The sequence below is a fragment of the Hoskinsella mucinilytica genome, assembly GCF_045223415.1.
GTDB lineage: Bacteria > Bacillota_I > Bacilli_A > Erysipelotrichales > Erysipelotrichaceae > Hoskinsella > Hoskinsella mucinilytica.
In genome coordinates, this window is sequence record NZ_JBEQZJ010000003.1 from 93,909 (window position 1) to 115,894 (window position 21,986).

21 protein-coding genes and 1 tRNA gene are annotated in these 21,986 nt (G+C 36.2%); 18 read left to right on the forward strand and 4 right to left on the reverse strand.

Translation table 11 applies throughout. The features are described 5' to 3' along the window. Positions 1–206: 206 nt before the first annotated feature. From UGRO018_RS01780 to UGRO018_RS01790, 3 genes are read left to right on the forward strand one after another with little or no spacing between them, the layout of a single operon-like run. Complete coding sequence (locus tag UGRO018_RS01780) at positions 207–2,078, forward strand: YgiQ family radical SAM protein (RefSeq protein ID WP_416324734.1); 1,872 nt, start codon at positions 207–209, stop codon at positions 2,076–2,078. Positions 2,079–2,087: 9 nt separating this feature from the next. Further along, positions 2,088–2,438: a CidA/LrgA family protein gene (locus UGRO018_RS01785; RefSeq protein ID WP_416324735.1), complete on the forward strand. Its 351-nt coding sequence runs from the start codon at positions 2,088–2,090 to the stop codon at positions 2,436–2,438. Further along, positions 2,438–3,139, forward strand: a complete 702-nt coding sequence (locus UGRO018_RS01790; RefSeq protein ID WP_416324736.1) for an LrgB family protein — start codon at positions 2,438–2,440, stop codon at positions 3,137–3,139. The genes UGRO018_RS01785 and UGRO018_RS01790 overlap by 1 nt, the downstream gene beginning before the upstream one ends. A gap of 58 nt (positions 3,140–3,197) precedes the next feature. On the opposite strand, the gene UGRO018_RS01795 is transcribed toward UGRO018_RS01790, so the two are convergent. Further along, the gene (locus UGRO018_RS01795; RefSeq protein WP_416324737.1) at positions 3,198–4,295 is read right to left on the reverse strand and encodes a peptidoglycan-binding domain-containing protein; all 1,098 of its coding nucleotides are present in this window, start codon (positions 4,293–4,295) and stop codon (positions 3,198–3,200) included. Positions 4,296–4,599: 304 nt separating this feature from the next. Here UGRO018_RS01795 and UGRO018_RS01800 point away from each other — a divergent pair, with 304 nt between their 5' ends. From UGRO018_RS01800 to UGRO018_RS01815, 4 genes are all read left to right on the forward strand, one after another. Then, positions 4,600–5,043, forward strand: a complete 444-nt coding sequence (locus UGRO018_RS01800; RefSeq protein WP_416324738.1) for a MarR family winged helix-turn-helix transcriptional regulator — start codon at positions 4,600–4,602, stop codon at positions 5,041–5,043. Beyond that, positions 5,021–6,916: an ATP-dependent zinc metalloprotease FtsH gene (gene ftsH, locus UGRO018_RS01805; protein ID WP_463667542.1), complete on the forward strand. Its 1,896-nt coding sequence runs from the start codon at positions 5,021–5,023 to the stop codon at positions 6,914–6,916. The genes UGRO018_RS01800 and ftsH overlap by 23 nt, the downstream gene beginning before the upstream one ends. An 84-nt stretch (positions 6,917–7,000) precedes the next feature. Continuing rightward, positions 7,001–7,984, forward strand: coding sequence for a zinc dependent phospholipase C family protein (locus tag UGRO018_RS01810; RefSeq protein WP_416324740.1), 984 nt, complete (start codon positions 7,001–7,003; stop codon positions 7,982–7,984). A gap of 22 nt (positions 7,985–8,006) precedes the next feature. Continuing rightward, entirely contained in the window at positions 8,007–8,957 is a 951-nt protein-coding gene (locus tag UGRO018_RS01815) for a dipeptidase (RefSeq protein WP_416324741.1), read from the forward strand. Positions 8,958–8,968: 11 nt separating this feature from the next. Here UGRO018_RS01815 and UGRO018_RS01820 read toward each other — a convergent pair whose 3' ends face one another. After that, positions 8,969–9,367, reverse strand: a complete 399-nt coding sequence (locus UGRO018_RS01820) for a DUF1893 domain-containing protein (protein ID WP_416324742.1) — start codon at positions 9,365–9,367, stop codon at positions 8,969–8,971. A 153-nt stretch (positions 9,368–9,520) separates the two neighbouring features. Between UGRO018_RS01820 and hpf the strand changes: the two genes are divergently transcribed. The 5 genes from hpf to UGRO018_RS01845 all read left to right on the forward strand — a co-directional run bounded on the left by hpf (position 9,521) and on the right by UGRO018_RS01845 (position 13,558). After that, on the forward strand, positions 9,521–10,054 hold the full coding sequence (hpf, locus tag UGRO018_RS01825; RefSeq protein ID WP_416324743.1) for a ribosome hibernation-promoting factor, HPF/YfiA family: 534 nt from the start codon (positions 9,521–9,523) through the stop codon (positions 10,052–10,054). 106 nt (positions 10,055–10,160) lie between these two features. Continuing rightward, the gene (locus UGRO018_RS01830; protein WP_416324744.1) at positions 10,161–10,721 is read left to right on the forward strand and encodes a DNA-3-methyladenine glycosylase I; all 561 of its coding nucleotides are present in this window, start codon (positions 10,161–10,163) and stop codon (positions 10,719–10,721) included. A 133-nt stretch (positions 10,722–10,854) separates the two neighbouring features. Beyond that, positions 10,855–11,706, forward strand: a complete 852-nt coding sequence (locus tag UGRO018_RS01835) for a helix-turn-helix domain-containing protein (RefSeq protein WP_416324745.1) — start codon at positions 10,855–10,857, stop codon at positions 11,704–11,706. Next, complete coding sequence (locus tag UGRO018_RS01840) at positions 11,703–13,385, forward strand: ABC transporter ATP-binding protein (protein ID WP_416324746.1); 1,683 nt, start codon at positions 11,703–11,705, stop codon at positions 13,383–13,385. The genes UGRO018_RS01835 and UGRO018_RS01840 overlap by 4 nt, the downstream gene beginning before the upstream one ends. Before the next feature lie 96 nt (positions 13,386–13,481). Further along, positions 13,482–13,558, forward strand: a tRNA-Arg gene (locus UGRO018_RS01845). A gap of 90 nt (positions 13,559–13,648) precedes the next feature. On the opposite strand, the gene UGRO018_RS01850 is transcribed toward UGRO018_RS01845, so the two are convergent. Next, positions 13,649–13,942, reverse strand: a complete 294-nt coding sequence (locus UGRO018_RS01850) for a hypothetical protein (protein WP_416324747.1) — start codon at positions 13,940–13,942, stop codon at positions 13,649–13,651. Between the two features lie 212 nt (positions 13,943–14,154). On the opposite strand from UGRO018_RS01850, the gene UGRO018_RS01855 reads away from it, so the two are divergent. From UGRO018_RS01855 to UGRO018_RS01875, 5 genes are all read left to right on the forward strand, one after another. Then, positions 14,155–14,886: a hypothetical protein gene (locus UGRO018_RS01855; protein ID WP_416324748.1), complete on the forward strand. Its 732-nt coding sequence runs from the start codon at positions 14,155–14,157 to the stop codon at positions 14,884–14,886. Positions 14,887–14,910: 24 nt separating this feature from the next. After that, a complete protein-coding gene (tig, locus tag UGRO018_RS01860; protein WP_416324749.1) occupies positions 14,911–16,188 on the forward strand; it encodes a trigger factor in 1,278 nt (425 codons plus the stop codon). 57 nt (positions 16,189–16,245) lie between these two features. Beyond that, complete coding sequence (gene lon / locus UGRO018_RS01865) at positions 16,246–18,570, forward strand: endopeptidase La (protein ID WP_416324750.1); 2,325 nt, start codon at positions 16,246–16,248, stop codon at positions 18,568–18,570. After that, positions 18,571–19,161 (forward strand): ribosome biogenesis GTP-binding protein YihA/YsxC, encoded by a 591-nt coding sequence (gene yihA / locus UGRO018_RS01870; RefSeq protein WP_416324751.1) that lies wholly within the window; start codon positions 18,571–18,573, stop codon positions 19,159–19,161. 304 nt (positions 19,162–19,465) lie between these two features. Then, a complete protein-coding gene (locus UGRO018_RS01875; protein WP_416324752.1) occupies positions 19,466–19,642 on the forward strand; it encodes a hypothetical protein in 177 nt (58 codons plus the stop codon). Between the two features lie 580 nt (positions 19,643–20,222). Here the strand turns inward: UGRO018_RS01875 and UGRO018_RS01880 are convergent. Continuing rightward, on the reverse strand, positions 20,223–20,858 hold the full coding sequence (locus tag UGRO018_RS01880; RefSeq protein WP_416324753.1) for a hypothetical protein: 636 nt from the start codon (positions 20,856–20,858) through the stop codon (positions 20,223–20,225). Positions 20,859–21,002: 144 nt separating this feature from the next. Here UGRO018_RS01880 and UGRO018_RS01885 point away from each other — a divergent pair, with 144 nt between their 5' ends. Then, positions 21,003–21,740: a stage VI sporulation protein D gene (locus UGRO018_RS01885; RefSeq protein WP_416324754.1), complete on the forward strand. Its 738-nt coding sequence runs from the start codon at positions 21,003–21,005 to the stop codon at positions 21,738–21,740. Positions 21,741–21,986 lie beyond the last annotated feature (246 nt).

A 21,986-nucleotide genomic window follows, 5' to 3' on the forward strand; every position in this document is an offset into this window, starting at 1 on the left:
CTAACAAAAGAGATTGCAGAATTTCCTTTCTCAAACATGCTTCTCTAATCCTCTATAACTTTACAACCAACCAAAAAAATCTGACTTCTTATTTAGGGATATGTGATAATCAAACATATTCCTTTTTCTTCGTCAAAAAGAACATCGCTTTTCCTTTTCCAAAAGAACAGAAGTATGGTAAACTAATATCGATTGGAGTTGAGAATATGGCTTTTTTACCGACAACACGAGAAGAAATGCTGGAACAAGGATTTGAACAGGTGGATTTTGTCTATGTCTGCGGGGATGCTTATGTCGATCATCCTAGCTTTGGCTGTGCCATTATTACCAGGGTCCTTCAGGCATATGGATATAGCTGTGCGATATTGGCTCAGCCAGATTGGCATAACGATGCAGAATTTCTGCAATTCGATGAACCACGACTGGGATTTTTAGTATCTGCGGGAAATATTGATTCTATGGTGAATCATTATTCTGTAAATAAACGAAGAAGAGATAAGGACTATTACAGTGATGAAGGTGTTATGGGCAAACGTCCTGATCGTCCGACCATTGTATATACTCAAATATTAAAACGGTTATTTCCAAATAAGCCTGTTTTAATTGGTGGAATCGAAGCCAGTCTTCGACGCTTATCTCATTATGATTATTGGGACGATCGTGTCAGAAGAAGTATCTTGATGGATTCTCAGGCAGATTTATTGATGTATGGAATGGGAGAAAATACGATCATTGAGGTAGCGGATGCCTTGGCTAGTGGTTTAGAAGCAAAGGATATTTGTTATATCAGAGGTACGGTATGGAAAACAAAATCCTTGGAATATCTTAGTGATTATTTGATGCTACCAAGCTATGAAGAGGTTTGTAAGGATAAAAAAACATATGCCAAAAGTTTTCATATTCAACATGAAAATATTGACGCTATCGCTGCCAGTGTACTTGTAGAACCATATGATGGCTGGTATATCGTTCAAAATCAGCCACCACTTCCATTGACACAAGAAGAAATGGATTTCACATATTCTTTACCGTATGAGCGAACGTTTCATCCAAAATATAAATACATACCGGCCATTGAAGAAGTACAATTTTCCATTGTATCCAATCGTGGGTGCTTTGGATCTTGTGCCTTTTGTGCCATCACTCATCATCAAGGAAGAGTGATTTCGACACGAAGTAAGGATAGCATCGTAGAAGAGGCCAAACGTATCACCGATATGCCGAACTTTAAAGGCTATATTCATGATATAGGCGGTCCGACCGCAAATTTCTCAAGAGAAGCGTGTGATAAACAAAGGGAATTCGGAGCATGTAAGACACGAGAATGTCTACATCCCAAACCATGTGGAAATTTAGTTGTTGATCATAGCCGATATTTGGAAATTTTAAGAGCAGTCAGAGAATTACCGAGAGTAAAAAAAGTGTTTATTCGTTCCGGTATTCGCTATGATTATCTTATGTATGATAAGAATGATGAGTTCTTTGATGAGCTTGTTCAACATCATATCAGCGGTCAGTTAAAGGTGGCACCGGAGCATATCAGTGCAGAAGTATTGGATAAGATGGGAAAACCGAGAAAAGAATTATATCTGAAATTCGTTGATAAATTCAATGCGAAAAATAAAGCGTTCCAAAAGGATCAATACATCGTTCCTTATTTGATGAGCTCCCATCCTGGAAGTGATTTAAAGGCAGCCATTGAATTGGCTTGTTATTTAAAGAAAATTCATCATACACCAAAACAGGTACAAGACTTTTATCCCACACCTGGAACACCTGCGACTTGTATGTATTATACAGGACTAGATCCTAAGACGATGAAACCTGTTTATGTCGCAAAAACACATGAAGAAAAGGCAATGCAACGAGCATTGATGCAATTTACCTATCCGCAAAATTATGATTTGGTGTATCAAGCATTAAAACAAGCAAATCGTATGGATCTGGTAGGCAATGGTCCTAAATGTTTGATCCCATATCAGAAACCGGGCAATGCTTCTTTGTGGAGAAAACAAAAGGATAGAGGAAACAATGGAAAAAAGAGAAGCTATACGCAAGCGGATAAGCGAAAAAGGTAAGAGAATCACATGAAAATCTTTCGACAACTTATTTTGGTGTTTGGTTTTTATTATGCTGGAGAATGGATAGCAAGCTTGCTTTCTTTACCCTTACCGGGTTCTCTTATCGGTATGATCCTATTGTTTCTAGCACTACAATTTCATATCCTTCAATTGAACCATTTGGAAGAAACTGCTGATTTCTTGCTAGGACATTTGCCGTTTTTCTTCATCCCTGCAGGAGTTGCTTTAATGGCAAACTTTATGCATATTCAAGGTATTTGGATACAAATACTGATCGTGTGTCTGTTGACGACCATTGTCACCATGGGGTTGAGCGGGAAATGTATTCAAAAGCTAATGGAAAGGAAGAAAACATAATGGATGAATTGTTCTTATCTCCTATGTTTGGGATTTTATTGGCATTGATTGCATTTGAAATCGGATTATGGGTTCAGAAAAAAACGAAGTTGTTGTTATGTAATCCATTATTGATTGCCATTGTGTTGATCATCTTGATCCTTATGGTCAGCGGTATTCCTCTTTCCTCGTTTGAAAAGGGAGGAGCGATGATTTCTATGTTTTTAGGCCCTGCGACAGTTGTATTGGCAGTTCCTTTATATCGACAGGTGCATAATTTAAAACATTATTTTATGCCTATCATGATCGGAATCTGTACAGGTGTAGCTTGTGGATTGATATCGACCTTGCTTTGTGGCTTGCTTATGGGCTTTGATATGGAAATCATTGCAAGTATCTTGCCGAAATCCATTACCACTCCAATTGGAATTGAATTGAGTCTTCAACTTGGTGGGATTCAAGCGGTTACGGTGTTAACGATTTTGGTAACCGGTATCATGGGAGCTGTCGTCGCAGAACCGGTGTTTCGTATCTTTCGTATCGATCATCCGATTGCAAAGGGTGTGGCACTTGGTACCAGTGCCCATGCCATAGGCACAAGCAAAGCATTGCAACTAGGTCATGTAGAAGCAGCGATGAGCTCTCTTGCAATTGGTGTAAGTGGCTTGATGACAGTATTGGTAGCACCAATTCTTTGGAATATGATCGTAACGTTTTTATAGCTTATAACAAAAAAAGGAAAATCATTAGACATGAATTTCCTTTTTTGTTGTTTCTAAATTATGAGGAAGCTCTGAGTTCTTCATAAACTTGATTGATTTGAGACCAGGTCATTTGATCAATGATACCATGGATCGATAACCCAAGCAAACGTTGAAAAGCAAGTACGGATTGATGTGTAGTTTCAAGAAACATACCATCAATCTTTGGTTTTGGAATGGAGGAGTAGGATAAAGAAATGATTTGTAGACGACTTTGCATCAGTAAAACATCATCTCCATGAGAATATAATTGTAGTGGAGTGCCTGGGAATAAAGGCCTTCCTTCTCCGGGAAGATCACTTTGTTCGATTTGTGCGGCAGTATCGAAAATGGCATCCCAAGTGGCTTTTTTTGTGATACCATCTACAGGTAATCCGAAAACACGCTGAAATGTGCAAACTGCATGTTTGGTACCAGTTTCAAACATACCATCCATCACAAGTACAGGGATCGCAGGATATTGGGAGGCAATTGTATTCAATGCTTTTTGAAGTAGCAATACAGCTTCACTATGCTCCTTTTCCTGAAAGGCATGGCCCGGATAAGTTGAAGAGCCACATCTTTGATCTTGTGTGTATTCCTGCACGACTTCGTCTACGATGTTACTGATGGAATCAAAAATATTACGGTCCTTGACATAAGCTGGATCAAAATAAGCAGTATTGGTGATGTCAAAGGAATATCCCTGTTGACGATACCATTGACTTTCCATCATATGAAGGATCATACGTAACTGATCTCTGATAGCGGCCTTTAATGCTTGATATGGCCAGGTAGGATATAGCTGAGAACAGGCAACATTCTTCAAATAGGAAAGAAAAGGCATAGTAATGGTTTCACCCTCTTGATACACTTGTCCAAGATGAACCGTAATCGTTTTCGATAAAAGGTCAAATCGATCAGGGGGTGTTTTTTTTATTTCATCTTTGACAGGTTCCATGGTTATAGAAAGCGAAGTATGGCTACCTTTTTTGATGGTTACTTCCGAATGAGTACGCACATATCCTTGTTTGAAACCTTCAATGAGATATGTTTGTTTGCTATCCGCAACATAAAGGGGAATCGATGTGATTTCACCTTTTTCATCACTTAAGAAAAAATCCTCATAGAGAAGCAAATCTTTATCAAAGCGGCAAACTCTAATATTGACAAATGCTAATGATGCTTTGTGATCACGTTGTGTTATATCAATGTCTAAATAACCTGTTGCGATAATTTCACCCCCTACCTTACCTTATGAGATAGGCCGAAATCCGCATGGGAATATGCCTAGAACGTAAATCAAATTTATGTGAAATATGTGAACAACTTATAGAATTATGGAAACACGAGCTCAATGGTTGACGAAATACAAGGATGGCATTACTATTTGATGTGTAAATATTTCACGCATGAAATATTTTGATAAAGGAGGTGGTGGTATGCAAGATGAGGAAATGATTTTTCGTTTATTGAGAAACATCATGTCCAATCTTTCCATGCAAATGAACCGCTGCTATGAACCTTTTGGAATCACCGGTGTTCAGTGCCTGGTGTTAATGGAAGTAGCTACCAGTGATGAGGAATTGAAAATCAGTGAGCTTGCCAGACGACTGATGATGAGTAATTCAAATATCTCTGCAATTGTCAAACGATTAGAACAGCACGAGCTGTTGGAAAGAAAGCGAAACAAATTGGATGAAAGGGTCGTAACACTTTCCTTGACAAAAAAAGCAAAGTTATGTATGAAAGAAATGCGGAAATGTAAACGTCATGAACCAATGTTATATTGTTTAGATGATCAGCAAAGAGAACAAATCATAGAGAGTCTGAAATTATTAGATCAGGCTGTTTTGGGAGGTAATGGAAATGAACAAAACGAATAAAAAGAAAAGACCGTTATATTTTTACTATATCATCATATTGATCGTTATTTTAGTAGGCAATTATGTATTATCTAATTTCATTTATAACAATCATGTAGAGGAAGTCAGTTATAATCAATTTTTGACAGCAATCGAAGAAAAGAAAATCGATAAGGTCAATATTGGAGATGAAGATATCACCTATACCATCAAAGGTGAAGAGAAAAAGGCTTATCAAACGGAAACCATAGAGAATGATCTGACACTTGTGGATAAGCTACAAACAGCAGGCGCTACCTTTACAAGAGAGCATGCACAAGAAATGAATCCATGGCTTTATTTGTTGTTGACGATCGTATTGCCATTGCTTTTATTCTGGTGGTTAGGAAACCATATGTTTAAGAAAATGCAAAACAAAATGGGAGGAGATTCCATGAGCTTTGGTGGTGGCGGTTTTGGCAACTTTGGGAAAAGTGATGCAAAGGTTTATGTGAAAAGCCAAAGTGGTAAAACGTTTGATGATGTCGCAGGACAGGAAGAAGCGAAGGAAGCTTTACAAGAAATGGTAGAGTTCTTAAAAAATCCAGGGAAATATAAAGCCATTGGTGCACAGATGCCAAAAGGAGCACTATTGGTAGGTCCTCCTGGTACCGGTAAAACATTATTGGCAAAAGCTGTCGCAGGAGAAGCGAACGTACCATTCTTTTCCATCAGCGGTTCGGAATTTGTGGAAATGTTTGTCGGACGAGGTGCTGCACGTGTGCGTGATTTATTCAAACAAGCAAGAGAAAAAGCGCCATGTATCGTCTTTATCGATGAAATTGATACCATAGGTAAAAAACGTGATGGTGCAGGTTATGGTGGGAATGATGAACGAGAACAGACCTTAAATCAGTTGTTAGCTGAAATGGATGGTTTTGACGGTTCTACTGGTGTCATTATTTTGGCAGCAACCAATCGTCCGGAATCTTTAGATCAGGCATTGCTACGTCCGGGACGATTCGATCGACGTATACCGGTGGAATTACCGGATCTATCAGGGCGAATCGCAATCCTACAAGTACATGCGAAAGATGTGAAAATCAGTAAAAATGTAGATTTAAAAGCAATTGCTCGTGCAACTGCCGGAGCAAGTGGCGCAGAACTTGCCAATATTATCAATGAATCAGCCTTGTTAGCGGTAAAAGATCATCGAAATCAAGTAATTCAAAAGGATCTGGAAGAAGCTGTAGAAACAGTGATTGCCGGATATCAAAGAAAAAATGCGGTCATATCTACCAAAGAAAAATTAATCGTGTCCTATCATGAAATCGGTCATGCCTTGGTTGCGGCAAAATCTAAAAATAGTATGCCTGTGACAAAAATCACGATTGTTCCTAGGACAAGTGGTGCACTAGGCTATACGATGCAAGTACCTGAAGATGAATCTAATTTAATTACAAAGGAAGAAGCATTTACGAAGATCGTGACCTATTGTGGTGGACGAGCTGCAGAAGATCTGATTTTTCATTCTATTACCAGTGGGGCAGCCAATGATATCGAACAAGCTACAAAAGTGGCAAGAAGCATGATCACTCGTCTTGGTATGAGTGAAGAATTCGGTATGACAGCTTTAGAAACCATCAATCAAAAATATTTAGGCGGAGATGCATCCTTGACATGTAGTGATCAAACAGCAACCAAGATCGATGCAGAGGTCATCAAATTAATCAAAGAAGCCTATGAAAAAGCGTATCGTATATTAGAAGAGAATAAGGATAAGCTACATGAACTTGCGAAATTCCTGTATGAAAGAGAAACCATTACCGGAGAACAGTTTATGGAAATTTTAACACGTAAACCATTGTTAGAAAACGAAGTACATGAAGCAATTCCTAATCAATCACAAGAATAGACGAGTCGTGGGGAAACGACATAAATCGTTTCCTCTTTTCTTTTTAAAGTGTTATAATAGCCCTGTTATAAGGAGGAATTTGATATGCCAAATATCATTACACATAAAATCTTCGCAGAAGAGGTTCTAAAAGAAATAACGAAACAAGATATCAAGGGAATGATAGACCGACACCCACAAATTTTCTATATCGGAAGCAATGGTCCTGATTTTTTATTCTTTCAACATGCGAAACCATGGGAAGCAATGAAAAGTCATACGCTCAATCATTTAGGAAGTGCGATGCATGCTGTACATATCAATGACTTCTATCGTGTCGCTATGCGTTGTATCAAGGAACAAAAACATCCGGATGTCAAAGAAGCAATGAGCGTATATTTATTTGGACATTTGTGCCATTGGGCATTAGATATGAAAACACATCCTTATATATTTTATCGTACGGGAAATTGCAAAGGCGTAAGTGCCGGGTATCACCATCGATTTGAATCTATGATGGATACGATGATGCTAGAGCGTTATCATAATTTAAGTATTCGTGATTATCGTGCTTATGAAATATGTGAATATGATGAGGATATCTTGCGTGCTATCTCACGTATTTATGTTCCAGTAGCAAAAGAGGTCTATCATGTAGAAGTAAAAGTGCATGATATTAGAGAAACACTGAATTCTTGGTATGATATACAAAAGTTACTCTATGATCCTAAGAAAATGAAATATAAGGCATTAAAAGGCGTCGAAACCATCATTCGTAAACCATGGATGATTTCAGGTAATGTCGTGAGGCCGGATGTTGAGGATCGATATGATATCTTGAATGAAGAAAAACATATTTGGTATCATCCATGTGATGATCATATTAGTTCTAATGCAAGTTTTCTAGAATTATTCAATGAAGCAATCAAAATCGCAAACACAGTATTAGAGAAGGCATATGGGTGCGTGGAATATGATGCTGATATATCTGGAGTGATGGATATTTTAAAGGATCGTGCATATGATACTGGTATGGATGGAGAACGTGAAATGAAATATTTTGATATCATTTATGAAGAAGCATCCTAAAAATAAATCAACGGAGGTGTCAATGAAATTATTTGATTTACATGCGGACATCGGCTATGATGTCATGGAAGAGAGCGCAAAAGGAAACGATCACGTGGTAAGAGATGTGCATTGTAAGAAATTTGATCAAGGTGAACTTGCTTATATCGCAATGGCCAGCTATTTTGAAGGTGTCGAAAGTTGGGAATACATGCAAAAGATGGTTCTTCAACTAAAGCGACAAATTATAGAATGTGAAGATTTAGAATTGGTGCTTACCAAAGATGATCTCTTTGATAATTCCGGAAAAAAGAAAGCGTTGTTGACCATTGAAGGTATGTGTGGAATTAAAACACAGCCAAGAGAATCTATAAAATGGTTATATGATCAAGGCATTAGAGTAGCTTCCTTTTGTTGGAATGAGGAAAATGCATTAGCTACCGGAGTAAAAGGTAATCCTAAACGAGGGTTAAGCGAAATGGGCAAAGAGGCATTAAAGGAAATGATCGATTTAAATATGATCGTTGATGTATCTCATGCAAACGAAAAAACATTCTGGGATATCATGGAACTAGATCCCGGCATCGTGATCGCAACTCATTCAAATGTGAGAGAGCTTTGTGATCATCCAAGAAATCTATGGAAAGAACAATTGATGGCAATAAAAGATCATGGCGGTGTTGTCGGTGTGGTATCAGCGCCACCCTTTGTTTCTACTCATTCAGAAAAGCAAGATATTCCACACTTAGTTCAACATGTAAGGCAGTTAAAAGAATGGATCGGTATTGATCATATCGCTATCGGTTTTGACTTTATGGATTTTTATGATGATGCGGATACGTATGGCGCTATAGAAACTTTATCGAATGCAACTCAGGCACAAAATTTTGTCAAAGAGCTATATGCGCAAGATTTTTCTGAGGATGAGATTCGAAAGATTTGTTATGAGAATGCAAGAAGAGTGTTATCTGTTGCGTATGAAAAAAACCAGTGATTACTGGTTTTTTAATGCATTACTTTATCGACAAGAAGCTGATAGGCTTGATCGATATCTTGAATAGATAAAACAGCTTGCTCCATGGGACACATACCATCCTTTTTTCGATTTATGATATATGGTACTAAGGTATCATAGCTAATAGATATGTTATGTGCTTGTAGAATCTGTAAGGCATGTTCACTGATGATAAGTGCGTGAATCTTTTTCACACCACCATATACCATCAACATAGCGGCAGCTTTACCAATGACTTTATCCACAAGGATGCTGTCTTTAAGTCGATCTTGTTCGATGAAATGTAATAGGGGAAGAATACCATGTGCATGCTCCTTATAAATGGAATCCTTTTGCTTTACGATGCAACTTAAACCTTCCTCTAACAATTGTTGTTTTAAATCCTGCATGTTATGCCCACCTGCTTTCTTGTATGAAAAAAGACGATGTTTATTTATCGCCCTTACAGTATTAGTTTATCACATTATTCCACAAAATGTAAGACTGTTAAAATAGATTTTTTATCGTATAATATAGGTATAAACAACAAGGAGGGATTTTATATGAAAGTCCAAATCTACGGAAAAAATATTACAGTTACAGTGGCGATTGCCGAGAAGATCGAGAAGAAGCTATCTCATCTTGAAAAATACTTTATAATTGATGAAAACGTGGTAGCAAATGTGGTGGTACGTGTATATCCAAATAAACAAAAAATCGAGGTTACGATTCCTACTAAATACGCAGTTTTACGTACAGAGGTCGTTGATGATGATTTATATGCTGCCATTGATAAAGCAATCGATAAATTAGAAGATCAGATTCGTCGTCAGAAGACACGTCTAACAAGAAAGAACAAAGAAAAACTAGCATATGCTTTCATTGAAGAAGATTTCGAAGTTGAAGACGGTGAAGATGATGAAGAACTTGTAAAGACAAAATCTATTGTACCGGATACGATGGAATTGGATGAAGCAATCATGCGTATGGAAATGTTAAATCATAATTTCTTTATCTATCGTGATGATGAAACCAGTGAAATAGCTGTTGTCTACAAACGTCATGATGGTGGCTATGGGTTGATCGAAACTGAATAAGATATGAAAAGTCCGAAAGGACTTTTTTTCAACTTAATAAACAGATAAAAATAATGAAATAAAGGTATTAGTAGGATATAATATAAGTAATAAGGATGGTGATGTTATGGAGAAGAAACGATGCCATTGGGCACAAAATGTTCCTGAAATATATGAAGTCTATCATGATGAAGAATGGGGCGTGCCACAACATGATGACAAACGATTATTTGAAATGCTGATCTTAGAAGGATTTCAAGCCGGATTATCTTGGTTGACCATTTTAAAAAAAAGAGAAGCATTTCGCAAAGCGTTTGATTATTTTGATGTTCAAAAAGTGGCCAATTATACAGATGAGAAAATAGAAATCTTGATGAATAATGCAGATATCGTTCGCAATCGCAGGAAAATAGAAGCTAGTAGACGCAATGCTCAGGTATTTATGCAAATTCAAAAAGAATACGGAAGCTTTGATTCTTATTTATGGGGATTTACTGAAAATCAAGTTGTATATGATCATGGCGATATTATTCCTTCCAGTACACCATTATCTGATAACATCAGCAAAGATTTGAAAAAAAGAGGTATGAATTTTGTGGGAACCACCATTATATATGCCTACTTACAAGCTGTCGGTGTGGTTCATTCTCATGAACAAGAATGTTTTTTATATCATAAAGCATCCTAGGTGCTGTAAAAAATGCAGTACCTACTTTTTTAGATCTAAATACAACTGACAGTTGATTTTATCAGTTTTACATCCATTGTTATCAACTAACGATACTTGTATGATGAGAGTGTAAGTTGAGAAAGGAGAACTTATGGTCACCATTGGAAAAAAGATTCAAGAGCTTAGGAAAACACAACATGTAACACAGGAAGCACTAGGAAATGCGGTTGGAGTATCTACTCAGGCTGTATCCAAATGGGAATGCGGAGGTACACCTGATGTTGAATTACTACCGGCGATAGCAGATTTCTTTCATGTTAGTATTGATTATTTATTTGGCAGAAATCTTGCAGAAGAGACAAGCTTATCTATGTATGTTTATCAACAAATTCATAAACTACCTTTGAAAAAACGTCCTATGGAGGCTTATCATCTTATGTATTCTCTTATGAATGCTTGTAATGAATATGATGAGATTTCTATGGTCATGCAAACAGAGAAGATGCAAATGTATCATAAAAAGGAAATGAATTTTCAATATGAAATGGCCAATGATCATGTGATTTCATTGATGTCCTTAATGGATCATTTTCCTTATTTCATTTTTATGCCGGAACCTGAAGAGGGATACAAAGATATGTTGATGAAGCGAGAAGAATATGAAGAACTATTTGCCTTCCTAGCGAAAGAGCATCGATTTCATATACTGTATGAACTTTATCAAAGAAAAAAAGGATTTACGGTAGAGCTGTTGGTAAAACAATGTCATATTCCTAGAAACGATGTAGTACAAATTTTAAAAGAGTTTATGGAAAGAAACTGGATCATAAAGGTAGAAGTGGAAACAGATGAAAGTGATCTTGCTGTCTATGTACTCAATGAGAATTTCGCTTTTTTGGGCATGTTAATTTTTGCCAAAGAATTAAACAAGAAAACCACAACAGGTTACACCATTGTGTTACGTGAAAAGCCAATATTAAGTGACCATAAAATAAAGAGATGAACTTAAAGAAAAGAATATTTCAGCACAATAAGATCTATTATTTATGTGCATTGATGGGTGTGTTCGTCAATACCGCATTGACAGTATGGATTGCTTTTTTGTTAAAGGATTTTACAGACATTGCAGCAAGTGGTAATATGGAAAACTTAAAACACATGTTATTTCAATTCCTTGTGTTTTTGATCCTATTTGTTTTGTTTGATGCATTTGGTTTCTATTTTAAAAATCGCTTCATTGAACGAGGACTACGCCAGTATAAAGAATATGCGTTTGATCAAATCATGGCAAAGCATATCGCCAGTTTTCAAAAAGAGTCAACAAGTACGTATATTTCGGCGTTGAATAATGATGTTAACAGTATTGAACAACATTATTTAGAGGGTAGCTTTCTTATTTATACACAATCTTTGATGTTTGTAGGGGGCTTATGTGCCATGGCATATTTGAATATCAAGATGACAATAGTAGTGATCGTGGTATGCTTGCTTCCGTTGATCGTGTCAATTGCATTTGGTAATAACATCAATGAGGCAGAAAAAAATACTTCTTTACACAATGGAAGATTTACCGGATTGATCAAAGGCCTTTTGGATGGATTCACAGTGATCAAAAGTTTTCAAGCGGAAAAAGAGATTGCAGGTAATTTTGCTTATGAAAACGGATTAGTAGAAAAAGTAAAACGAAAACGTCGAGATTTGATTTCTTTGGTTACGTTATGTTCGGCAACCGGTGGATTGTTGGTTCATATCGCTGTGTTTGGATTTGGTGCTTTTCTTGCTGTTCACGGTGAGGTCACGGTTGGAATATTGGTTGCGTTTGTACAATTGACCAATTATGTTGTATCACCTTTACAAACAGCGCCGGCGTTGATAAGCGCAAAAAAAGCAAGTGCTACCTTGATGGAAAAGCTAGAACAGCTGTGTCAAAGGTCTGAAGAAAAAAGAGAACTTACGACATTAAACTGTTTTAAGGAAACGATAGAATTTGATCATGTCAGCTTTGGTTATGAGGATAGCCTTGTACTTCAAGATGTGTCATTTACCTTGGAAAAGGGAAAAAGTTATGCAATCGTAGGGGCAAGTGGAAGTGGAAAATCTACCTTACTTCAGCTATTGTTAGGGTATCATGATTATGATGGAGATATTCAAATGGATGGAATTTCCTTAAAACATATGATTAGTGATGGTTTATATGAAATGTTCGGTATGATCCAACAAAATGTCTTTATCTTCGATGACAGTTTAGAACATAATATCACCATGTATAAATCATTTTCAAAAGAAGATATGGAAGAAGCAATCCATAGGGCAGGGTTATCTAAGCTTTGGATGGAAAAAGGCAGAGAATATCCTTGTGGTGAAAATGGATGTCATTTATCGGGTGGTGAAAAACAGCGTATTTCTATTGCGAGAACATTATTGAAGCATACACCGATATTATTGATGGATGAAGCTACTGCGGCATTGGATCAAGCAACAGCAACGGCAGTAGAACAGGCAATCTTAAATATGGAAGGATTGACTAGAATCATTGTAACACATAAACTACAGGAAAAAATACTTCGTCAATATGATGAGATTTTAGTGATCGGACAGCATCAGTTAATAGAGAAGGGGAGCTTTGATGAGCTTTATGAGAAGAAAGGATATTTTTATTCCTTATATACGATTGCTACTTAAAGATGGAGAACTCCATCTTTTCTTTTGAATTTTTTGAAAAAAAGGTTGAAATCATTTAGAAAGTTTGGTATTATAGTTAAGCAATTAAAAGCAGATGTCTACATAGCTCAGCTGGATAGAGCACACGCCTTCTAAGCGTGCGGTCGTAGGTTCGAATCCTACTGTGGACGCCACTATAAAAAATAACCCGATGAAGATCGGGCTTTTTTATTTTAATGCAATATGTAAAAGGTATGAGGTCATAATGCTCATACCTTATACGCTTATGAAAAATCAATGATGTCATTTGGATCGAAATTTTGTAACTGTTCTAACATGTGGTTTCGTTTGCTCTCGATGACATCGTTTTGATTCTGATAACAGGTACAATGATGTTCAAAGATATCTTTCAGCTGACCAACGGTGATTTTATTATCAATGCACGCTACATTTTTTTGATTGATGGTAATATTCCATAACCCAATATCATTAAGATAAGCAAACCCAAGTTCTGGAATGGATAAAGGTACTGCTTGAGCCAGATATCCCTTTTCCTTAAATATATCCTCTATCTTCATATCATTACCTCGATTCTTTATTTCTTAATCATGATAATACAGAAATTCGTGTTTGAAAAGAGTTGTTTTCATTTTTATTGGAAATGAATTATCACCATATTGTGTGAAAATATGCAAATAGTAACGTGAAAACACATGTTTGTGTACTTTAGAATTGATAAAACCTAGGAAATATGCTATATTAATGTATGTTTAGTCGTAAAGGAGAAGCCATGGATAGTTATTATGAGGATATTCTGAAAAAAGTAGAAAATCTTAAACAAAATCAAGGATATGATGAATGTCTGAAGATTCTTGAAGAAGAACTTTCTATGCCTTATATTCCAAGAGAATATGAGGAACGCTTGATTGCTGATTACAATGAATGTCGTGCAGTTATCAGGCAGGATGACCGTAAACAGACTGTTTATGATGAAGAAGATATTGCTGATCTTTTAAATGGAAGTCTGGATGAAGCATTTCTTGCGATTGAACAATTGAAGAAAAGTAATATTCGTAATCATTTGACAGAGATACAGGATTATTTGATGAATGATCCTCATTATCTTGTGCGCTCCTTTCTCATGGAAGCGATGATGGAACAAAACATCACAGATGAGATCACTACGCTTATCGACGGCTTAGAGGTCACGTTCACACCATGCTATATCGAAGCTCCTATGGAGAGTGACGGTGTTGTCAGTGCAATTGAGTTGTTACGGGAATGGTTTGAGAATGAAGATCCTAGCTTCTTGATGATGTGTGTGGAGTCTCTTGTCAAGGAGGCCTATCTTAAGCTACCTTTCAATGTAGAAGAAGATGAGGCAATGAATCTGGCAGTGGCAATTGTATGCTATGTATTTATCGCAAGTGATAATCGTGAAGGAATGGAATTGTTCTTAAAAGAAAAATCACTTGGTCAGTATCAAGGTTATGAATTATTATTAGATAAGCATGAAATGTAACATGATATGTAGGAGGTATGAACAATGAGTTCAACATGGGAATTAAAAGAAAAATCACAAGGTGAATTAAAGACAACAGTAGAAGGTGAAGCTTGGCAGAAGGCTCAGAAAAAAGCATTCAAAAAACTGGCAAAGAAAGTAAATCTTCCAGGATTTCGTCCAGGACAGGCTCCAGAAGCTTTGGTGAAAAAACACATTAGTTCACAGAATATATTGATGGAAGCAATAGATGATGTTGCTGGTGATGCATTAAATGCTGGTATTACAGAACATGATCTACAATTGGTTGCTCGTCCATCTTTGGATATCGATAGCATCGATGAAGAAAAAGTAACTTTCAAATTTGTGGTTACGGTTAAGCCAGAAGTGACATTAGGTCAATACAAAGGATTGGATATCACAAAAGAAGACGCAACAGTAACTGATGAAGATGTCAATGCTGAAATCACTCGTTTACAAGAAAGATTTGCTGATTTGATCGTAAAAGAAGATGGCGCTGTAGAAGATGGAGACACTGCTGTTATCGATTTTGAAGGATTCAAAGACGGTGTTGCTTTTGAAGGTGGAAAAGCAGATGCTTATCCATTAGTTATCGGTAGCGGTTCTTTCATTCCTGGATTTGAAGAACAATTGATCGGTATGAAGAGCGAAGAAACAAAGGACATTAATGTTACATTCCCTGAAGATTATCAAGTAGAGGATTTAGCTAATGCTCCAGTAGTATTCAAAGTAACTGTTCATGATATTAAAACAAAAGAATTGCCAGAAGCAAATGATGAACTTGTAAAACAGGCTGAAATCAAAGATGTAGAAACATTGGAAGCATTTAAAGAATATTCTCGTAAGAATTTAGAAGCTACAAAGGTTCAACAAGCTGAAAATAAATTTGAAAGCGAAATTTTAACTGCAATCACAGAAAATGCTGAAGTTGAAATTCCAGAAGTGATGATTGAAGAAGAAACAGATAACCTTGTTCGTGATTTTGCACAACGTTTACAGTCTCAAGGATTCTCTTTGGATCAGTTTAAACAAGTAACTGGACAGACAGATGAAATGATTCGTGATGAAATGGGTAAAGATGCACAGAATAAAGTAAAGGTACGTCTTGTACTGGAAGCAATCGCTGCAGAAGAAAAAATTGAAATCAATGATGAAGATGTAAATGCAGAATTTGAAAGAATCGCAAACATGTATGGTATGGAAACAGAACAGATCAAGACTATGGTGTCTGCTGATGCAGTTTCTTATGACCTGCGTATTCGCAAAGCATTAGAGCTTATCAAAGAATCAGTAGGTAAGTAATATGCATAAAGACGCAGTTTGCGTCTTTTTTGCCCTATAGAAAGGAGTGTAGGAATTATGAGTGAAACAAATGAATCACTAAATGTACAATATCCCTTAGTATGTACAAGAGGTGTCATCGTATTCCCAAATCAAGAAATCGTGATTGATGTTGGTCGTGCAAAATCTTGCCATGCTGTAGAAACAGCACAGGAACAATATCAAGGTCAAGTCGTATTGGTAGCTCAAAGAGATTTGGCGGTAGAAGATCCAGATGTGAATGATTTATATTCCTTTGGTACTCTTTGTCAAATCAAACATATTCGCCGTATGGATGGATATTTACGTGTAAAATTCAGAGGTGTAAAACGTGTTGAGTTGCATACGATCATAAATGATGCAGAAATGATGGTAGTAGATGCAGAAGTAAAAGATGATCTACATCAGGATGATATGGAGGAAGTAGCTCTTATCAGAAAAATCGCAAAGCAATTTGAAGAAATAGAAACCGTTTCTCAAGCGATTCCTAAAGAAATGATCAATGAACTTGCAAAAGGAGTAAGTGCTCCTCAACTAGCTGACCAGATTTCTCAGTTGTTCCCTTTTACTTTGGAAAAACGCCAACAATTGTTAGAAACCCTAGGTGTAAATGATCGTTTATATATCATTTTGCAAGAAATTGAAAGCGAAAAAGAATTATCACAAATTGAAAATAAAATTAATGATAAAGTAAAAACTAGAATAGAAGAAGGACAAAAAGAATATTATTTACGTGAAAAAATGCGTGCAATCAAAGAGGAATTAGGAGATGTGCCTGATACTGATAAAGATGTGGATGCCATTCGTAAACGTTTAGAAGAGAATCCTTATCCGGATGCAATCAAAGCAAAGGTCAAGGATGAATTATCTCGTTATGAAATGTTACCAGCAGCTAGTGGTGAAACCGGTGTAATTAAGACTTACATCGATTGGTTGATGGATTTGCCATGGTGGCAAGAAAGCAAGGATAACGAAGATTTGAATAAGGCTTCTGAGATTCTCGATGCAGATCACTATGGTTTAGAAAAAATCAAAGAACGTATATTGGAATATCTTGCGGTTAAGCAAATGACCAATTCATTAAAGGCACCGATCATTTGTCTTGTTGGTCCTCCAGGTGTCGGTAAAACTTCCTTGGCGAAATCTGTAGCAAGAGCTTTGGATCGTAAATTTGTGAAAATTTCCCTTGGCGGTGTAAAAGACGAATCTGAAATCCGAGGACATAGAAGAACCTATCTTGGCAGTATGCCAGGCAGATTTATACAAGCTATGAAAAAAGCCGGAACGATCAATCCTGTCTTCTTGATTGATGAAATTGATAAGATGGCTAGCGACTATAAGGGTGATCCTGCTAGTGCAATGCTTGAGGTTTTAGACCCAGAGCAAAATGAATATTTTTCTGATCATTACATTGAAGAAAGCTATGATCTAAGCAAAGTTTTATTTATTGCGACAGCTAATTATTTGGAGAATATCCCAAATGCGTTACGTGACCGTTTAGAAATTATTGAATTATCTTCGTATACGGAACTAGAAAAGGTTGAGATTGCCAAACGTCATCTTGTACCGAAACAATTAAATGAAAACGGATTGAAAGAAAATCAACTGAAAATCGATGATGATATCATCAGTTTCTTGATTCGCTATTATACCCGTGAAAGTGGTGTTCGTCAGCTAGAACGTGTCATTGCGACTGTTTGCCGTAAGAGTGTTTTAGCTATATTGAAAGATAAAAAACGCTCTATTAAGGTCACAAAGAAATTGGTAAAAGAGTGGCTGGGTAATGAAAAATTTGAATATGGCAAACGTGAAATGAAGGATCAAGTAGGTACGGTTACCGGACTTGCTTATACTGCATTTGGCGGTGATGTTTTACAGATTGAAGTGAATCATTTCGAAGGGAAAGGTAAGTTGATTTTGACTGGTCAACTTGGCGATGTGATGAAAGAAAGTGCATCTATTGCATATGACTATGTTCGTGCAAATTGCAAAAAATATAAAATCAAGCCTGACATCTTTGAAAAGAATGATATTCATATTCATGTTCCAGAAGGAGCAGTACCAAAAGATGGACCAAGTGCTGGTGTTACTTTGACAACAGCATTGGTGTCAAGCTTAAGTAATACGCCAGTAAAAGCAAATTTAGCAATGACCGGTGAGGTTACACTAAGAGGAAACGTTTTACCGATTGGTGGACTAAAAGAAAAATCCATGGCTGCACATCGTTGTGGCATTACAACAGTTGTCATTCCTAAGGCTAATGTTAAAGATTTGGATGATGTACCAGCTACGGTCAAAGAAAGTGTCAACTTCATTCCTGTAGAACGTGTTTCTCAGGTATTGGATGTTGCATTGGTTAAATAAATGATTACCTTTCAGAAAGCAGAATTGGTGGTGTCTGCGCCCGATAAGAAATCGTGGCCAGATACCGACCTACCTGAAATTGTTTTAGCAGGTAGAAGCAATGTTGGGAAAAGTAGCTTTATCAATACGATGTGTGGCAGAAAAAAATTGGCATACGTTGGAAATACTCCAGGGAAAACTAGATTGTTAAATTTTTTCAATCTAGATGATAAATACATGTTTGTCGATGTTCCCGGATATGGTTATGCGAACATATCAAAAACCCAGCTAAAGAAATTTGGCGAGATGATGGAAGAGTATTTTGCGAAACGAGAACAAAAAAAAGGTCTGGTCATTCTTGTGGATGCTAGGCATAAGCCAACAGAGGATGATATCACGATGATAGAATTTGCTCGTTATTTTGATATTCCTGTTGCAGTAGTAGCTACAAAAACAGATAAAGTTCCTTCAACAAGATTAAAAAATCAGTTACAAATGATTCGTAAAGAATTAGAATTAGATCATAAAGAGCCATTATTTCCTTTTTCTGCAGAAAAAAAAGAAGGAATGGAGGCTGTATGGGAGTATTTGATTCCAATATTCGAATCCTAAGTGTATCGAAAGATACACTTTTTTTGCGTAAACATGAATAGATCATTTTTATTTTAAACTTTTTATTATCATGATAATGATTAAGATTCCCTTACGATATTTACAGAAATCAAACACCATTCTTATAATTCTATTACTCCCATAGATAGACGAATAGTTTCATGTTAAGATGTTATCAAAGGACGGGAAATTATATGAAAAAATGATAAAACAAAAAAGGCTATGATATGTCTTGCTAGGATGCTTCGTAATTTTATTATGCTTTACAAGGAGTGTGTCCAACTTAACCAAATGGAGAATGCAAATGTATCTTGCGATGCACTATCATGAACAGTATGTAAAGTTGGAAAATTTCGAATATTATGATCCTGAGACAAAAGGATTTGGTACATCAAACGGGTTTTATTCGGCTGATGTAAAAGCAATAGATGAACAAGAACCAGATTTGAAGTTTTCTCTTTGTACCAAGGATTTTTTTTAACCATCAAGGATAATTATGAATATCAAATAAATCAAAAAGTAACTGTTTTAGCACGATTGCTTGAGGACTAACAACAAGATATTGATTCAGTATCCAAAAAGTTCTTTTCCAACGATTATTTGAATGCAGATGTAACTATGACAGGACTACAAAGTGAAAAGGATCAGCAAAGAAATGTATTGATACTTCATGAATCATATGCTCGTTCTCATATGCTCGTTCTCATATGCTCGTTCTATTGATCAACGCATATCTATTTTAGCAACGATTTCTATTACAAGACAACAAGAGGATATCGATGCATTATGTAAAAGCATGCAAGCGTATGATGCTTAGAAACAAATTGTTTTTTTTCAACAGCTTTCCACTTTAAAATTTATCAAAATGACAAAATCATTGATATCAGTAATCTTACAAGAGAAGTAATACGATCATCTTCCTTTCAAAATCAAATGGAAAAGGCAAAGGTCGATTATATGGAAAAGGACTTTCCGAAAATCGGATATGTAATACAAGACAACATAGAAAGGTAATAAAGATGATTCACATGAAAGCTTAGCGGTAAAAAAAACAAAGGTGCTTATTCACCTTTGTGATCTTCTACGGCAAGAATTAATTCAGTTGCATAAGGTAACGTTTTGATCCAGTCACAAACTGTGTGCCATTCATCTAACTTATGATTTCTTCTAGCATAATAGATATTCATTAGTGTTTCATAATTCAAAGTACAAGTTCGCATTTGATGATAGCTACTTGGAAGAAGTTGTATCATGCTATACCAAACAGTTTTATCCTTAGTTTCTAAATATTTTAAACGTAATGCTTCTAATACATCGATCACGCTTTGTAAACTTGATAAAGCAGCTTCATTCATGTGATCATGAGAGAAATCATCTAGCTCAAATGGTTTGCTTGCTATCTTATGCATCGTGCTAGTAGAATTAGCAACAGTTGCGACCTTATAGGTGTCATATTCTTTCCACCAGTACATTGGTGCTGTGAAATCAACAGAAACAAAAATCTGACGGATAAATTTACGGTGATCACTTCCTGCACGAGCAAGACGCTGTGCTAGGCTTAGATCATTTGGTCCCATCACAAAGACCCCATCTTCTTGATAATAGGAATCCATGCGATTCCAGCTGTTCATAGGATTTCTTGCGCCACGAATTGCATTTTCAAAATTCATTACGGATGTACGTTCTATTTTTATCATTTCATTTACCTCTCTATTTTTCTGTACAAATATTGTAACATAGAACACAAGGTTCACCTAAGCAAAAAAAGTTTTTAATTTCACATATAGAAATTATCATACTTTCTTATGTGGAAACATACATACATATAGGAGGACTACGATATGAAAACAATGAAAATAGAAAAACAGATGCTCTTTGCGGATACGGTCAGAAAATTAAGTACATTGAATGTGAGTGATGGATTGCAATACCGTCAAGAGGAGGATGGTATTCGAGCCATAGGTCCATTATTTATCAGTGGAGAATATGAAGATCAGGATGGTGGTATGCAAAGCTTTCAAGAAGTTTTAGATATGGATATCATGGCACCTAAGCATAAATTGAGTGGAGAAGATTTCCAAATACAAATTGAAGATTATCATGGAGTACCGGAAAAGGAAGGCATTCATTTATACATCACCATGAGCATTCATGGATTGTTAGAGGAACCTAATGATGTACATGGTGAAGTAAGTAAAAAACAAATAGATACCATGAAAGAGGAAAAAGCGGCACTTAATCTAACGCAAGCAATTCCACCTATGCCAACTCATGCAGCACCATTAAGACCTACAAGCGATCTTTCAGAAGATGCAGTTGAAGCATCTGAAATACCATCAAGTGTTGTAATGCAACAAGACGAAGAATCAGTAAAAGAAATAAATCAAGATACCTTTGATGAATTTGAAGATTTGTTTGAAGATGCAGGAACAACCTATACTAGTTATCGTATGGTGGTTGCAAAACCCAATGACACATATGCTTCTATAGCACAACGATATGAAGTGGATGAAGCAGGACTTCGTGCTAGCAATCATGATAAAGAAATTTCTGATAAAACGTTAGTCATTTTACCGTAATTAAATGACGTAATAAGAGCATAGTTCATGGACTATGCTTTACATATGATCAATTTCTATATGCCACAATGATAATTCCTTATACTTTTACTTTATTATCTATTTATATGAACTGTGTTTATCATCAATCAATTTTTTTACTTCAAATAGTAAAAAAAACAAAAAAAGTAAAAAAACAAAAAAATATTCGTAAAATCATTGACATAGTTTCAAATATTTGATATTATACACAAGCGCTGAAACGAA

Bases quoted from the DNA above. Each gene is read 5' to 3' on its own strand.
- UGRO018_RS01885 (WP_416324754.1), top strand. From the start codon at position 21,003: ATGAAAACAATGAAAATAGAAAAACAGATGCTCTTTGCGGATACGGTC.
- UGRO018_RS01830 (WP_416324744.1), top strand. From the start codon at position 10,161: ATGGAGAAGAAACGATGCCATTGGGCACAAAATGTTCCTGAAATATAT.
- UGRO018_RS01875 (WP_416324752.1), top strand. From the start codon at position 19,466: ATGTATCTTGCGATGCACTATCATGAACAGTATGTAAAGTTGGAAAAT.
- UGRO018_RS01820 (WP_416324742.1), bottom strand. From the start codon at position 9,367: ATGCAGGATTTAAAACAACAATTGTTAGAGGAAGGTTTAAGTTGCATC.
- UGRO018_RS01855 (WP_416324748.1), top strand. From the start codon at position 14,155: ATGGATAGTTATTATGAGGATATTCTGAAAAAAGTAGAAAATCTTAAA.
- UGRO018_RS01780 (WP_416324734.1), top strand. From the start codon at position 207: ATGGCTTTTTTACCGACAACACGAGAAGAAATGCTGGAACAAGGATTT.
- UGRO018_RS01815 (WP_416324741.1), top strand. From the start codon at position 8,007: ATGAAATTATTTGATTTACATGCGGACATCGGCTATGATGTCATGGAA.
- UGRO018_RS01785 (WP_416324735.1), top strand. From the start codon at position 2,088: ATGAAAATCTTTCGACAACTTATTTTGGTGTTTGGTTTTTATTATGCT.
- UGRO018_RS01840 (WP_416324746.1), top strand. From the start codon at position 11,703: ATGAACTTAAAGAAAAGAATATTTCAGCACAATAAGATCTATTATTTA.
- tig (WP_416324749.1), top strand. From the start codon at position 14,911: ATGAGTTCAACATGGGAATTAAAAGAAAAATCACAAGGTGAATTAAAG.
- UGRO018_RS01835 (WP_416324745.1), top strand. From the start codon at position 10,855: ATGGTCACCATTGGAAAAAAGATTCAAGAGCTTAGGAAAACACAACAT.
- UGRO018_RS01850 (WP_416324747.1), bottom strand. From the start codon at position 13,942: ATGAAGATAGAGGATATATTTAAGGAAAAGGGATATCTGGCTCAAGCA.
- hpf (WP_416324743.1), top strand. From the start codon at position 9,521: ATGAAAGTCCAAATCTACGGAAAAAATATTACAGTTACAGTGGCGATT.
- yihA (WP_416324751.1), top strand. From the start codon at position 18,571: ATGATTACCTTTCAGAAAGCAGAATTGGTGGTGTCTGCGCCCGATAAG.
- UGRO018_RS01880 (WP_416324753.1), bottom strand. From the start codon at position 20,858: ATGATAAAAATAGAACGTACATCCGTAATGAATTTTGAAAATGCAATT.
- lon (WP_416324750.1), top strand. From the start codon at position 16,246: ATGAGTGAAACAAATGAATCACTAAATGTACAATATCCCTTAGTATGT.
- ftsH (WP_463667542.1), top strand. From the start codon at position 5,021: ATGGAAATGAACAAAACGAATAAAAAGAAAAGACCGTTATATTTTTAC.
- UGRO018_RS01810 (WP_416324740.1), top strand. From the start codon at position 7,001: ATGCCAAATATCATTACACATAAAATCTTCGCAGAAGAGGTTCTAAAA.
- UGRO018_RS01790 (WP_416324736.1), top strand. From the start codon at position 2,438: ATGGATGAATTGTTCTTATCTCCTATGTTTGGGATTTTATTGGCATTG.
- UGRO018_RS01800 (WP_416324738.1), top strand. From the start codon at position 4,600: ATGCAAGATGAGGAAATGATTTTTCGTTTATTGAGAAACATCATGTCC.